Below are 13,776 nucleotides of genomic sequence, written 5' to 3'. Positions count from 1 at the left end.
GGTGCACACAGCACCTGCAACTTGCTTGGATCTGGATCGGGTCGCACCATGACGTGATCTTGCTACGTGCAGATTATCAGTTGCATTGCCTGCTCTTCGAACAATCAGATTAGTCGCCGTCCAAGTCATCAAAACCAATCGCAAGGAGATAGAAAATGGAAATTTCCGTTCGTCCTGCCACTGCTGCTGACATGGAACCCGTCGCCTCGCTCTTTGATCAATACCGGCAGTTCTATGGTCAAGTTTCCAATCCCGGCTTGGCGCAGGAGTTCATTGGCGCCCGTCTGCTGGAGGGATCTTCCTTGATCCTGGTTGCGGCTGATTCCGCACGCAATCTTCTCGGCTTCACCCAACTCTATCCACTGTTCGACTCCGTTGGTGCTACGAAAAGCTACGTTCTCTACGACCTGTTTGTGTCTGCAGACGCTCGCCGCCTGGGCGTGGCCAGAGAGCTGATGGTTGCTGCCGTTTCGGTTGCGAAGGGGCTTGGCGCCGAGCGCATTGAGCTGCAGACCGCGAAGGACAATATTCCAGCACAAAGACTCTATGAGGGTCTCGGGTGGGCGCGGGACAACGACTTCTACATCTACGCGATCACACCGTAAGACAGCACCGATCTTGGTCGACCAGAGAAGCCGCCCAAGATCAGCCCATCCACGCGACCCTCACGTCGATATCGGCGCACACCTGGTTGGCGATTCAAGCGCCCCAGAGCAACCTTCCAGCCCTCTTCGGCATACGGCCTTGTCAGATAAATCCTAGCCTCAGTAAGGTGTATCCCTCATTGATGTAGGGACACCCCCGACAGCACCATTACAGACTCTTGGCTGTCCGCCATCGCAGCAGGTGCTGTATGGACTACGAGAAGTTGCGGGATCACTTCGACGTTCTGGCGCAGCAGGTCGTGCAGGACGCCACCTCGCTTGGCGAATACGAGCGCAAACAGAAGCTGCTGGAGATGCATCAGCTTGTCGACAGGATCGTCGAAGTGGTGCCCGACGATGATGAGCAGGCCAGCATCCTGTGCAGGCTGGAAGATCTGGTCTACCGTGCCAACAGCGCCATCAATGCTGCCGAGCAGCTTGAGAACCTCAGGAAGAAGTCCGCACTGGCCTATGGCTGGTCATTGCAGGAGGACTGAGCATCAATCCGATCGACAGGGAATTGCCCTGACGGCATTTACCCGGTCGCAGCGCGCGCTGCAGACATCCGCAACCCGACTACTACGCATCCAGGCTTCAACTCCGGCACCATAGCCATCAAGGCGGCCTGCAGGCAGCCACTGGATGCAGCTCGGTGGTTATGACCTTGCCGCCATAACCACCGTCATGGATAACGGCAATGGCAGCCCAACGCAGCTCGCAGCATTCCCCTCCCCTGCTGATCAAAGCCATCGCAAGCATATTGCTGGCGGCCTGTGCGGCATGGCCTGCATTCGCTGGTGCGGCGGAAACAGCAGAACGGCAGGCCACCACGCCCAAACTGGAAGGTAGCCAGCTCACCCTGCTCGATGCTGCGCTGGCAGGCCTGCCCGCCCAACGCCCGGGCGTGACCGATATCTACGTGCTCGGCGTGGCTGGCGATGTCGATGAAGATGTGTTCTCCAATGAAGTCGCCTACTTGCGGGAGCTATCAGCCAAGCGCTGGGGGGCCGAAGGCCGCATGATCAGCCTGGTCAATCGTCCGGCGCTAGGCAATGGCGGCGTACAGCAGGTGCTTGCTACCGCCGACAGCATCAGTCACGCACTGGACGGGCTCGGGCAGAAGCTGGACCCGAATGAAGATGTGCTGTTCCTCTACCTGACCAGCCACGGTCTGCATGACAACAGCTTCTATCTGCACACCGGCCGCGACCAGGAAGACTATCTCGCGCCGGCACAGCTCGCGCGGATGTTGGACGAAGCACAGATCGGCAATGCGGTGGTCGTGGTTTCGGCCTGTTTCTCAGGCGCCTTCGTCCCAGCGCTGATGTCTCCGCAACGTATGGTGATCACCGCAGCGCGCAAGGATCGCCCTTCCTTTGGTTGCGGTAATACCGACAGCGCCACCTGGTTTGGCCGCGCCTTCCTGGTCGAGGCCTTGAATACCACCAATGACTTTGCCCACGCCTACACGCTGGCCGCAGGCAACGTGCGGCGCCGCGAGAAGGAGCAAGGCGAGCTTCCCTCCGAACCCCAGTTCAAGAACGGCAGGGCGGTGGCAACCATGCTCGAACAATGGCGCGCGGGCCTGCCGGACGCGCCTGCGGTGCCCTATCCCTTCGTTTACCAGCGCCCAGCCGGGGCCAAGACCGTCACCCCCAAGAGCAAGCTCGTCACCAACAATCGTAAGGATTGAGTTCGTCCCACGGGCGCTAGATGAAGCGGGCGGCGCTACCTATTCAGGAAGGCAAGCGCCGCCGCCCGGCTTCTGCGAAAATATGGCATGACTGACTTCTCTTCCCTGCCGCTGTCGCCGGCACTCGCTCCTGGCATCGACGCGCTGGGCTATACCTCGATGACGCCAGTACAGGCGCTGGCCCTGCCGCCGATCCTGGAAGGCCGCGACGTAATCGCGCAGGCACCGACCGGCAGCGGCAAGACCGCCGCCTTCGGTCTGGGCCTGCTCAACCGGCTCGATCTGTCGATCGGCCGCACCCAGGCACTGGTGCTGTGCCCTACCCGTGAACTTGCCGATCAGGTCGGCAAGCAGCTGCGCAAGCTGGCCACCGGCATCCCCAATCTGAAGCTGCTGATCCTCACCGGCGGCATGCCGCTGGGCCCGCAGCTGGCCTCGCTGGAAGCACATGACCCGCAGGTCGTGGTCGGCACCCCCGGCCGCGTACAGGAACTGGCACGCAAGCGCGCGCTGAACCTGGGTCAGGTCCGCACCTTTGTACTGGACGAAGCCGACCGCATGCTCGACATGGGCTTTGAAGAGCCGATCCGCGAGATCGCCGGGCGCACCCACAAGGACCGCCAGAGCCTGCTGTTCTCGGCCACCTTCCCGGAAGCGATCCGCGAACTGGCCCGCGCCCTGCTCAACGAGCCGGTCGAAGTGACCATTGATGGCCAGGCCGAAGCACCGGCCATCCAGCAGCTGTTCTTCGAAACCGAGCCGGCCAATCGCCAGAAGGCACTGGGTGGCTTGCTGCTGAAGTACACGCCGGAATCGGCGGTGGTGTTCTGCAACACCCGCAAGGACGTCGACGAAGTGGCCAACTCGCTGCGTCAGTTCGGCTTCTCGGCGTTGGCGCTGCATGGCGACATGGAGCAGCGCGACCGCGACGAAGTGCTGATGCAGTTCTCCAACCGCAGCTGCAACGTGCTGGTCGCCAGTGACGTTGCCGCGCGCGGTCTGGACGTGGAAGACCTGGCTGCCGTGGTCAACTACGAGCTGCCGACCGACATCGACACCTACCAGCACCGCGTTGGCCGTACTGGCCGCGCCGGTCGCAATGGTCTGTCATTGAGCCTGGTTGCCGGTCGTGAGCGCAACCGTGCCGATGCACTGGAAGCGCAGCAGGGCAAGCCGCTGAACTGGCAGAAGACCCCGCTGGCAACCGCGCGTCCGGCAGAGCTGCCGCAGGCGGCGATGACCACCCTGCGCATCGATGGCGGCAAGACCGACAAGCTGCGTGCTGGCGACATCCTCGGTGCACTGACCGGCGATGCCGGGCTGTCGGCCAAGGCGATCGGCAAGATCGACATCTTCCCCACCCGCTCCTACGTGGCCATTGCCCGTGAGCAGGTTGGCAAGGCTTTGGCACGATTGGAAGCCGGCAAGATCAAGGGCAAGCGTTTCCGCGTCCGCAAGATGTAAACCGGCGCCGGCCCAGCCCGGCGCTTGAACGCACAGATGACCTCCCTGCCCGACACCAGTTCTTCCAGCATTGCGGGTGATACGCATGCCACGGTATTCCCGTGGCGTGCGGTATGTGCCGGCTGGCTGTTGCTGACCCTGGTCACCTTGCCTGCGGTGCAGCTGACTGGGCCTGCGGCAGGCAGCACGACACTGGTCTCACTGGCTCGCTCGCTGCTGTTCCTGCTCGGCATCTATAGTTCCTGGCTTCTGGCAACACCTGTTCTTTGGCAACTGTGCGCGCGCTGGCCGCTGGGCATGGGCAGTGATGCCAAGGCGGTGGCCAAGCTACTAGCCGCCGGGATCTGCATCATTCCGGCGCTGTCACTGGTTGGCTGGCTGTTCGGCTACCACCTCTCACAACTGACGCTGCCCCGCGCGCTGCCGGACAACTGGCTGCACGCGGTTATCGCCACCAGCTTGTTTGCGCTGCCCACCTACATTGGCGTAATCGGCATCGGCCAGACACTGGCCTATATCCACCGCTATCGCCGCCGTGGCCAGCTGCTGGCGCAAGCGCGCGAGCAAGCATTGCGGGCACGCTTGAATCACCATTTCCTGTTCAACGCACTCAATGCGATCGGCGCACTGGGTTACCGCGATGCCGAGCGTGCTGACGCGGCCTTGGCGCAGCTGGGTGAGTTGTTGCGCAATCTGCTGCAGAGCGAACCTTTCGTCGCGCTGCGTGACGAAGTAGCGCAGGCGATGGCCTTCATCGAACTGCAGCGACTGCTGCAGCAACAGCCCGTGCAGGTGCAACTGCAGGTCAACACCGAGGCATGGGGCGCGCGCGTACCCAGTCTGCTGCTGCAGCCATTGATGGAAAACGCCATGCGCTTCGCCAGCGTCGCGGGTACGGACGACACCACGATCAGCCTGCACTTCGATTCGCAGGACGATCAGCTTCACCTGCAGATCCGCAATCCGTTTGGCGACGCCGCAGCCGGCATGGGCATTGGTCTGCAAGCCACCCGCGAACGCCTGCAGGCCATCTACGGCGAGCGCGCCAAAATTCATACTCAGCGCGATGGTGCGCACTATCAGGTGCGCATCCAACTACCGCTTGTCGCCAGCGAGCAGGCAGCATGATCCGTACCCTGTTGGTCGACGACGTGGCGCTGGCCCGCGAGAAGCTGCGCCACCTGCTGGGCGCGCATGCGGATATCCAGATAGTCGGTGAAGCCTCCAGCATCGCCCAAGCCCGTTTGCTACTGGCTACGGAACCGGTCGAACTATTGTTGCTGGACATCCAGCTGCCCGATGAAGATGGCCTGCAACTGGCGCGCAGCCTACCGACGCCCGCGCCAGCCATCATCTTCACCACCGCCCACGCCGAGCACGCGCTGGCTTCCTACGAGCTTGGTGCCATCGACTATCTGCCGAAGCCACTGGATGGCAACCGACTCGCAATGGCGCTGGATCGCCTGCGGCGACACCTCGCGCGCGACGTCGTCAACCCTTTGGCACTGTTGTGCATCCGCAATGGCAGCCGCAGTGACTACGTGTCACCGACCGACATCGACTACATCGACAGCGCTGGCCACTATGCCTGCCTGCATGTCGGCAAGCAGGTGCACCTGTTGCGCGAGAGCATCGGGCGGCTTGCCGAACAACTGGCGCCGGCCGGCTTCGTGCAGGTGCAGCGCGCGGTAATCGTCAATTGCACACGGGTGCGCAGCCTGCTGCCACGCCGCAACGGTGACGCGACGCTGGAACTACTCGATGGCACCCAGCTGCCATTGAGCCGGATTCATCGCGAAGCGTTTGAAGCAAAGATGGGCAAACCCGGCTGATACGCGCACGGCTCACGCCAAGCCTGGCACTACCCGCACCATTGCTGACGCCCACCTGTTCCGTTGTACTTCCTGCAGCGGCAACATCGCAGGCCGCTCATCGCTCACAACACCCATGCTCAAGCATCTAGTGCTTCCGCTGCTGCTCAGCTGCAGCTCCCTCGCCCTTGCCGCCGAACTACGCGTACATCCCGTGGACGGTCCAGCCGATCAACCGGTGCAGATCAGCGTTGCCGGGCTACTGCCAAGCCAAGCCGTGAAGCTGCAGCTTTCCATGCAGGACAGCAGCGGCAACCGCTGGCTGGCGCACGCCAACTACCGTGCCGATCACAACGGCATTGCCGATACCGCCATGGCTGGCGCCGAGGCCGGCAGCTACGCAGGTGTCGATGCGATGGGACTGTTCTGGTCGATGCGGCCGGAGTCGGGAAAGGGTCGACCCACGCCACTGCCCATGCGCAATGAAGCCGACGGCCTGCGCCATGCGCCAGCAACGATGCAATTGGAGGCTTTCGTCGATGGCAAACGGATCGGGCAACAGACCTTGCTGCGGCGGATCAATGCAGCCAACGTTGTTGCCACGCCTTTGCAGCTGCATGGCGTGGTCGGCAACCTTTATCACCCCGCTGGTGCGCTGGAGGATGGCCGCCGACACCCTGTCGTGATCACCCTCGGCGGCGCTGAAGGCGGCATCGACACCGCGAATCTGTATGCAGCCTGGTTGGCATCCAACGGCTTTGTTGCAGTCGCCGTTGCCTATTACCGGATGCCGGGGCTGCCCAAGGATCTGATCCGCGTACCGATCGACCCGGTCAGCAACACGGTCGACTGGCTGCGTACCCAGCCCTTTGCCGGCAAGGTCGGCGTGATGGGCGGTTCCTGGGGTGGCATCGTAGCGATGGCAGCCGCCGCACATGATCCGCGCCTGCAGGCGGCAGTGTCGTGGGTAGGCAGTCCCGCGCCGTTCCGCGGCATCCGCCGTGATGTGCCGCCGGCTGACTTCCGCGCCGTCGATGAGCCCGCCTTGAGCGTCGGTGGCCGCGATCTGCCGTTCCTGCCCTATGTGGAACAACACAACTGGAACCAGCCCGGTCCTCATGCTGCGGCGCTGGAGCGGGCAATGCTCCCCATCGAGCGCATCAACGGCCCGCTACTGCTGGTCGCTGGCGGTGACGACCAGCTCGGTGTTTCCGGAGAGATGGCGGCGTTGGCGATGCAACGCCTGAAGCGTCGCAGTGCGCCGCAACCAGACGCCTTGTTGTATTACTCGGACGCCGGCCACCTGATCACACCCTTCCTGCAGCCCACCACCTTCCGCAGCGACACCGGCCCTTACATCCCGGTTGGCGGCACTGCCGAAGGCTATGCCCGCGCCGACCGGGAAAGCGGCCCGGCAGTGTTGGCCTTCCTGCAGCAGGCGCTCGCCGAAGGGGACATCCGGCTGACGCGCTGAACCTGCTTCAAGCCGCGCGAGCGCGCAGCGCCACACGGAATGCCGCTGCAACAATCGCCACGCTGGCCGCAACAAACAGCGCCAGCGCGGCAGTCTCGCCCATGCCACGATGGATCAGCAGCAGGTACACGCCGATGCAGGTCGCCAGCGCATACAACGGCCAGGCAACACGGCGAAAACCGCTGCGAAAAACGCGCCAAGCCAACAACGCGCTCAACAACCAGCCACAGGCAAACGCCACCGGGTCCAAGGCCGGCGAAAATTCATACACATTGCAGATGACGAACCACGCGCTCCAGCCGAGCATCGCCAGCAGCAACGACAATCCACCCAGCCACCGCGCGGCGCACATCAGGCAAACACCGCCACGCTCTGGCGGCCGCGCATCACCACCCGGCCCTGCTCATCCCAGACCTGCATGTCCTGTGACGAATAGCCATCACGCGCATGCTGGCTGAAAGAGCGCAACAGGAACCATTCGCCCTGCGGCACAGGTTCAAGCAGCTCTACGTTCCAGGTGATGGAGCTGATCGGTGCAGGAGTGCTGAAGCTGGTGAATGCTGCCGGCGGCATCGCATCGCCCATCGCGATCAAGGCCACCGCCGGGTCAACCTGCGCGGCGTCCCGATGGCGTATCCAGGTCAGCAACTCCGGGACTTCCGCAGCTGACACCGGCATCGCGCCACCGGCAGGACGCATCTGGAAGTTCTGGGTAAAGGCCGGTGCGAAAGGCATCGCCGCCATATCGAAATCACGGTACGCGGCGGGCCCCCTGGCCGGCAGCTCATCCGCGAAATCATGCGCAATCGCGCTTTCGCGGGCGCGGCCGAACACCAGCGACAAGCGTGCCGCCAAGGCGTCGTCGGAGTACACATCCACCCCGACATTCACCACCGACTTGCCCTCACGCAGCAGCGCAGGCACGAAGCGCAACAGGCCGGCCGCAGGGCCAATGAAGGTCACCTGCATCGAGCGCAGTGGCGGCAGCTGCCCTGCTTGGCTCTGCATCGCAGCGGCCACACCCAGCGCACTGAGCACGCCGCCGTAGGCGGTGCGCCCCTGTCGCCAATTGTCAGGGAGCAGCAGCCCTTGTTCACCATCGAAGGAAGACAGCAGCTCACTCAACGTCGGCATTCAGCACTCCGCGGCTTGGGGGGGAATCAGGTACTCAGTAAACCAGTGTTGCGGTCAGCGGCAAACCATCAGGCCAGCGCTCACGGCCACCCAGGCCGTCCAGCTCCACCAACACCGCGCCGCCAACAACCTGGGCCTCAAGCTGCGCAGCCAACTGCAAGGCGGCAAGCAAGGTGCCGCCGGTGGCCAGCACGTCATCGACCAGCAGCACGCGCGCGCCCGGCGGGGTTGCGCCGACGCTGACTTCGATGCGATCGGTGCCGTACTCCAGCGCGTATTCCTGCTTCAGCGTTGCGCCCGGCAGCTTGCCCGGCTTGCGCACCGGTACGAAGCCCACGCCCAGCTCCAGCGCCAACGCAGTGCCGAGAATGAAGCCGCGTGCCTCCACGCCGAGTACCGCATGCAGGCCGGCATCGCGCCAGGGCTCGGCCATGGCCTGCACGGCGGCACGGAAGCAGGCGCCATCACCCAGCAGCGGGATGATGTCCTTGAACAGGATGCCGGGCTTGGGGAAGTCGGCGATGTCGCGGATCGGGCGCGACCATTCGGGGTAGGCAGAGGTGGTCATATCAGTCATTCAAGAAGAAAGTGCTCAGGAGCTGCACGACAGCATCGAGCAGCCGGCGCGGTCACGCGCCCATTCCGGGCGCTTGCCGGCAAACGCCTCACGCCCAGGTTGTTCGTCGTAAGGATGCCGCATCACGTCCAGCAAGTCCGTGATTCCGGCCAGATCGCCTTGTTCGGCACGGTCGATGGCCTGCTGCGCCAACCAGTTGCGCAACACGTACTTGGGATTGGCGGCCTGCATGGCATCACGGCGCTGCTGCGCCGGCTGCCCTGCGGCCCGCACGCGTGCCGCGTAGCGCTGCAGCCAGTCGGTCAACGCCGGCAGCACCTGCTCGCGGGCGGTCGGCGAGTAGAAGACCTGCTCCAGCGGGGCAATCTCCGGCGCGCCGACATCAATGCTCGCCAGAGCACGGAAGGCTAGCGTCATGTCCATCTCGCCTTCCTGCAGCAGCTGCTGGAACTGCGTCATCAACTCAGCATCGCCGTCGCGGAATTCGCCCAAGCCAAGCTTGGCGACCAGATGCGCACGCTCCTCTGCTTCATATCGCTGGCGGAAGCCATCCAATCCGGCCTGCAGCGGCGCCACCTCGGCAAACAACGGCGACAGCGCCTGCGCCAGCCGCACCAGGTTCCAATATGCCACCTGCATCTGCGTACCAAAGCGGTAGCGGCGCCCCTGCGCGTCGGTGGTGTTCGGCGTCCAGTCCGGATCGTAGTTCTCGACCCAGCCGTAAGGGCCGTAGTCCAAGGTCAAACCAAGAATGGACATATTGTCGGTATTCATCACGCCATGCACGAAGCCGACCCGCATCCACTGCGCCACCATCACCGCGGTGCGCGTGCAGACCTGCGCGAACCAGTCGGCGTACAGCGTCTCGCCACTGCCCTGCAACTCGGGGAAATCGCGGGCGATGCAGAAGTCGACCAACTGCCGCAGCAGCGCAGGATCACCACGTGCCGACGGCAACTCGAATGTGCCAAAGCGGATGAACGACGGCGCGACCCGGCACACCACCGCACCGGGCTCGGCCTGCGGATGGCCGTCGTAAAACATGTCGCGCATCACCGCATCGCCGGTGCCGACCAGGCTCAATGCACGGGTGGTGGGCACGCCGAGATGGTGCATGGCCTCGGAGCACAGGAACTCACGCAGTGACGAGCGCAGCACCGCGCGGCCATCGGCGCCGCGCGAGTACGGGGTTGGGCCAGCTCCTTTTAGCTGCAGCTCCCAACGCTTGCCGTCAGCCAGCAACTCGCCCAAGGAGATGGCACGGCCATCGCCAAGCTGCCCGGCCCAATGGCCGAATTGATGGCCGCCGTAATTGGCGGCCCATGGCTGCATGCCCCCAAACAAGGCGTTGCCACCGAATACTTCGGCGAATTCAGGGCTGGCGATCATTGCCGGATCGAAGCCAAGCAGATCTGCGACCTCGGCCGAGTACGCCAACAAGCGCGGCTCGGTGACCGGCGTCGGCATTACAGCTGACCATGCGGCGCCCACTACCTCGCGGCGGCGCGCGCCGGTTTCGGGGTCACCGGGCAGCTCGCGCTGGAAGCGGTTGTCAAATTGCGGGAGCGTGTCGTTCATCATCTGAAAGTGGGGACTGCCGGGCCATGCTGCAAGCGCGGCCCGCTGTACTCAACGAGCGCCGCCGATCAGATCCAGCGCGCCGCCACGCTGCTCAGCCCGCTGATAGGCCGGTCGCTCGACGATACGTGCCAGGAAGGCCTGCAGCTTCGGGTAGTCGGTCATGGGACCGGCGCGGACTGCCGCCGCCTGGACAGGAAAACTCATCTGGATATCGGCGGCGCTGAAGTGCTCTCCGGCGAACCAGGTGGATTTGGTCAGGGCCTGTTCCATCCAGTTCAGGTGCAGGCGCAATTGCGGGCTGATGAAGCTCTTCATCACCTTGTCGACGATGCTGTGGGCAATCGGCTTGGCGAAGAAAGGCAATGGCGCCTTGCGCACCTTGGCAAACACCAGGCTCATCACCAGCGGCGGCATCGCCGAGCCTTCGGCGTAGTGCATCCAATAGTGATAGTGCAGACGCTCTGGCGCATCCACTGGCAGGGGCTGCGGCGACAGGCTGCGCTGCAGGTCATAGCGATCTGCCAGGTATTCGAGGATGGCCCCGGATTCGGCCAGGATCAGCGTGTCATCCTGCAGCACCGGCGACTTGCCCAGCGGATGCACCTTGCCCAGCTCCGGCGGTGCCAGCCAGGTCTTGGGGTCGCGCTTGTAGCTGACCACGTCGTAGTCCAGGCCCAGCTCTTCCAGCATCCACAGCACGCGCTGCGAACGCGATTGTTCCAGATGGTGCACGGTGATCATCGCTGGCTCCAGCTTCATTCAATCGATATCGAGTTCGCATCCTAGCCAACGCACGCAGAACGCAGCGTCAGTGCAAGGCGAAGCTCGATGCGAAAACACAAACAAAAACGCCGGAAGCTTTCGCTTCCGGCGTTCCAAGCAACCTTACGGTAGCAAGGGGTCGATTAGACCGCCTGCACCTGGTCAGCCTGCATACCCTTCTGGCCCTGCACGGCGACGAAAGTCACCTTCTGGCCTTCCTGCAGCGACTTGAAGCCGTTGCCCTGGATGGCGCGGAAATGCACGAACAGGTCCGGGCCGCTTTCCGGGGTGATGAAGCCGAAGCCCTTAGCGTCGTTGAACCACTTGACAGTGCCGGTCTGACGATCAGACATGTACTAACTCCTGAAACATAAGTTGAAATAATCGCGGCCACCGGGTATCGGGGCCGAGACTGAGTTGCAGGCGTTGGTAAAGCGGATCGATGAGCCGATCAAGAAGATCAACTGCATCAGGCCACGATTCACGGTGACCCTTGCAAGCACAGTGGGATGGACGATACGCCGCTTTGTTCCAAAAAGCGATATTTACCGCATTCAGAAACCCAATATGATTCAGTCCGGCCATTAAGTTGCTGAAATCAGTCAATTTTCTGGCGATAGCCCAGAACCAGCAAAGTCCGAAAATCCAATAGACTGCGCGGCATGAGCCCCGAAGACGCCGTTTCCGCCACCCGTTCGGCCACCCAGATCTGGGTGGATGCCGACGCCTGCCCCGTGGTGATCAAGGAAATCCTGTTCCGTGCCGCCGAACGGGCCAAGGTTGAAACCGTGCTGGTCGCCAACCAATGGTTGCGCACCCCGCCCTCGCGCTTTATCCGTGCCATGCAGGTGCCGGGCGGGCCCGATGTTGCCGACGACGCTATCGCTGAGCGGGTGAACGCAGGTGATCTGGTTGTTACCCAGGACATTCCTCTGGCTGCACGCGTGCTGGAGAAAAAGGCCGTCGCACTGAACCCGCGCGGCGAACTCTATACCGCAAACACCATTGCCGAGCGGCTGTCGGTGCGCAATTTCATGGAAGAACTGCGTGGTGCCGGCGTTCAGACCGGTGGCCCGGCCACCTTGCATGCACGTGACCGCCAGGCCTTTGCGGCACAATTGGACCGCTGGCTGGCGCAGCGGCGCTGAACCTCACAGAAGCTCACGTGCACTGCAAAATTCCCGCTGCATGCCATTGAGCGGATCCACGAGGGCCAGGCGCCGCGCCAACAGCTGCAATGGCTGACGATAGTCATCCGGCTCGCGCTCAAGCAGCTGCGGGTAGAAGTCGTCACCGATGATCGGCGCGCCCAGCGCGGCCATATGCACCCGCAACTGGTGCTTGCGCCCACTCACCGGCTCCAGCGCATAGCGCCAGACATCACCACACCGCTCGATGACATCCACCCGGCTGAGCGCATTGGCCTCGCCCGCCAGCTCAGCCATGCGGAAAAATGGCTCGCCACGGCCAATGCGGCTGCTTCGCAGCAGCGGAAACTCCAGCGCTGGCAAGGCCGAGGCCAAGGCCTCATAGCCCTTGTCGATGCGGCGCTCGGCGAATAACCGTTGATACGAAGCACGCGTCTCCGGGTTGCAGGAGAACAACACCAGCCCGGCGGTGCCGCGATCAATCCGGTGCAGCGGCACCAGTTCGCGATTGCCGGTGCTGGCGATCAGACGTGCAAGCAGGGTCTGGCGCACAAAGCGGCCGGCCGGGGTAACCGGCAGGAAATGCGGCTTGTCCGCCACCAGCAGATGCTCGTCGTGATACAGGATCTGCTCGGTGAACGGAACTTCCGGCTCATCAGCGACCTCGCGGAAGTATTGGATCTCCTGCCCTGCCCTCCACGGCTGCGTCGGCAACAGCGGCTGGCCATCGCTGCCCAGCACCCGCCCGCGCGCAAACCGGTCCAGCCATTGCGCCTGGCTTATCGCCGGAAAGCGCGCGCACAAACCCTCCAGCAGGCTGGTCCACGGGCCTGGCGCTAGCTGCAGGCGACTGGGCAGATCATGATCAAGCACGTCGGGGCGGGTCCGTTGCGGGGCAAGGCATTATGATGGGCGGTCTTTGTACCCGGTATTCCCATGGCCCTCACCGCCACCATCCGCAAGGCCGAGCTGCAGATCAGCGACATGGACCGCGGCTACTATGCGACCCATAACCTGACCCTGGCCCAGCACCCCTCCGAAACCGACGAGCGCTTGATGGTGCGCCTGCTCGCCTTCGCCCTCAATGCCGAGGACCGGCTGGAATTCGGCAAGGGTCTGAGCAGCGAGGACGAGCCGGACCTGTGGCAGCTGGACTACACCGGCGATATCGAACAGTGGATCGACCTGGGCCACCCGGACGAATCGCGCGTGCGCAAGGCCTGCAACCGCAGCCGCCGCGTGCAGATCGTCAACTACGGCGGCAATGCCTCCGATATCTGGTGGCAGAAACAGGGCAAGCACCTGACCCGCTTCAACAACCTGTCGGTGGTCGACCTGCCGTCCGCGTTTGTCGAACGCTGGGGTGAGCTGGTACAGCGGGCAATGCGCTTCAGCGTGCTGATCCAGGATGGCGAGGTGCAGATCCTCAATGACCAGATCCAGCTGGACGTGATCCCGGTCTGGCGCAAGCGCCCAGCGGAGTAAGCA

General features: G+C 63.4%; 16 protein-coding genes. 9 read left to right on the top strand and 7 right to left on the bottom strand.

Going from position 1 to position 13,776, the window contains the following annotated elements; all coding sequences use genetic code 11:
- Nucleotides 1-155 precede the first annotated feature (155 nt).
- The 7 genes from ACVOK8_RS06725 to ACVOK8_RS06695 all read left to right on the top strand — a co-directional run bounded on the left by ACVOK8_RS06725 (nt 156) and on the right by ACVOK8_RS06695 (nt 7,086).
- Nucleotides 156-605: an N-acetyltransferase family protein gene (locus ACVOK8_RS06725; protein WP_481566147.1), complete on the top strand. Its 450-nt coding sequence runs from the start codon at nt 156-158 to the stop codon at nt 603-605.
- A 248-nt stretch (nt 606-853) separates the two neighbouring features.
- Nucleotides 854-1,141 (top strand): hypothetical protein, encoded by a 288-nt coding sequence (locus ACVOK8_RS06720; RefSeq protein WP_481535400.1) that lies wholly within the window; start codon nt 854-856, stop codon nt 1,139-1,141.
- A gap of 200 nt (nt 1,142-1,341) precedes the next feature.
- Nucleotides 1,342-2,337, top strand: a complete 996-nt coding sequence (locus tag ACVOK8_RS06715; protein WP_481566146.1) for a C13 family peptidase — start codon at nt 1,342-1,344, stop codon at nt 2,335-2,337.
- An 87-nt stretch (nt 2,338-2,424) separates the two neighbouring features.
- Complete coding sequence (gene dbpA, locus ACVOK8_RS06710; RefSeq protein ID WP_481566145.1) at nt 2,425-3,801, top strand: ATP-dependent RNA helicase DbpA; 1,377 nt, start codon at nt 2,425-2,427, stop codon at nt 3,799-3,801.
- A 36-nt stretch (nt 3,802-3,837) separates the two neighbouring features.
- A complete protein-coding gene (locus tag ACVOK8_RS06705) occupies nt 3,838-4,929 on the top strand; it encodes a sensor histidine kinase (protein ID WP_481566144.1) in 1,092 nt (363 codons plus the stop codon).
- A complete protein-coding gene (locus ACVOK8_RS06700; RefSeq protein WP_481566143.1) occupies nt 4,926-5,633 on the top strand; it encodes a LytR/AlgR family response regulator transcription factor in 708 nt (235 codons plus the stop codon). The genes ACVOK8_RS06705 and ACVOK8_RS06700 overlap by 4 nt, the downstream gene beginning before the upstream one ends.
- Nucleotides 5,634-5,748: 115 nt before the next feature.
- Nucleotides 5,749-7,086 carry an acyl-CoA thioesterase/bile acid-CoA:amino acid N-acyltransferase family protein gene (locus tag ACVOK8_RS06695; protein ID WP_481566142.1) on the top strand — a complete coding sequence of 446 codons (1,338 nt, stop codon included), beginning with the start codon at nt 5,749-5,751 and terminating at the stop codon, nt 7,084-7,086.
- Nucleotides 7,087-7,093: 7 nt separating this feature from the next.
- Here the strand turns inward: ACVOK8_RS06695 and ACVOK8_RS06690 are convergent, their stop codons facing one another.
- From ACVOK8_RS06690 to ACVOK8_RS06665, 6 genes are all read right to left on the bottom strand, one after another.
- Nucleotides 7,094-7,438, bottom strand: coding sequence for a hypothetical protein (locus ACVOK8_RS06690; protein ID WP_481566141.1), 345 nt, complete (start codon nt 7,436-7,438; stop codon nt 7,094-7,096).
- Complete coding sequence (locus tag ACVOK8_RS06685) at nt 7,438-8,220, bottom strand: thioesterase family protein (RefSeq protein ID WP_481566140.1); 783 nt, start codon at nt 8,218-8,220, stop codon at nt 7,438-7,440. Before ACVOK8_RS06685 ends, ACVOK8_RS06690 begins: the two co-directional genes overlap by 1 nt.
- Nucleotides 8,221-8,254: 34 nt before the next feature.
- Nucleotides 8,255-8,797 (bottom strand): adenine phosphoribosyltransferase, encoded by a 543-nt coding sequence (locus ACVOK8_RS06680; protein WP_481516195.1) that lies wholly within the window; start codon nt 8,795-8,797, stop codon nt 8,255-8,257.
- A 15-nt stretch (nt 8,798-8,812) separates the two neighbouring features.
- Nucleotides 8,813-10,375 carry a protein adenylyltransferase SelO gene (locus ACVOK8_RS06675; RefSeq protein ID WP_481566139.1) on the bottom strand — a complete coding sequence of 521 codons (1,563 nt, stop codon included), beginning with the start codon at nt 10,373-10,375 and terminating at the stop codon, nt 8,813-8,815.
- Between the two features lie 51 nt (nt 10,376-10,426).
- Nucleotides 10,427-11,119 carry a glutathione S-transferase family protein gene (locus ACVOK8_RS06670; RefSeq protein ID WP_481566175.1) on the bottom strand — a complete coding sequence of 231 codons (693 nt, stop codon included), beginning with the start codon at nt 11,117-11,119 and terminating at the stop codon, nt 10,427-10,429.
- Nucleotides 11,120-11,283: 164 nt separating this feature from the next.
- Entirely contained in the window at nt 11,284-11,493 is a 210-nt protein-coding gene (locus tag ACVOK8_RS06665) for a cold-shock protein (RefSeq protein WP_054659637.1), read from the bottom strand.
- Nucleotides 11,494-11,802: 309 nt separating this feature from the next.
- Between ACVOK8_RS06665 and ACVOK8_RS06660 the strand changes: the two genes are divergently transcribed.
- A complete protein-coding gene (locus ACVOK8_RS06660) occupies nt 11,803-12,288 on the top strand; it encodes a YaiI/YqxD family protein (RefSeq protein WP_481566138.1) in 486 nt (161 codons plus the stop codon).
- Between the two features lie 3 nt (nt 12,289-12,291).
- Here ACVOK8_RS06660 and ACVOK8_RS06655 read toward each other — a convergent pair whose 3' ends face one another.
- Complete coding sequence (locus tag ACVOK8_RS06655) at nt 12,292-13,161, bottom strand: pseudouridine synthase (RefSeq protein WP_481566137.1); 870 nt, start codon at nt 13,159-13,161, stop codon at nt 12,292-12,294.
- 63 nt (nt 13,162-13,224) lie between these two features.
- Here ACVOK8_RS06655 and ACVOK8_RS06650 point away from each other — a divergent pair, with 63 nt between their 5' ends.
- Complete coding sequence (locus tag ACVOK8_RS06650) at nt 13,225-13,773, top strand: YaeQ family protein (RefSeq protein ID WP_481552950.1); 549 nt, start codon at nt 13,225-13,227, stop codon at nt 13,771-13,773.
- The last annotated feature ends 3 nt before the right edge of the window (nt 13,774-13,776 follow it).

Source organism: Stenotrophomonas sp. STEN083 (assembly GCF_056759195.1).
This window is presented reverse-complemented; position numbering and strand designations above follow the sequence as displayed.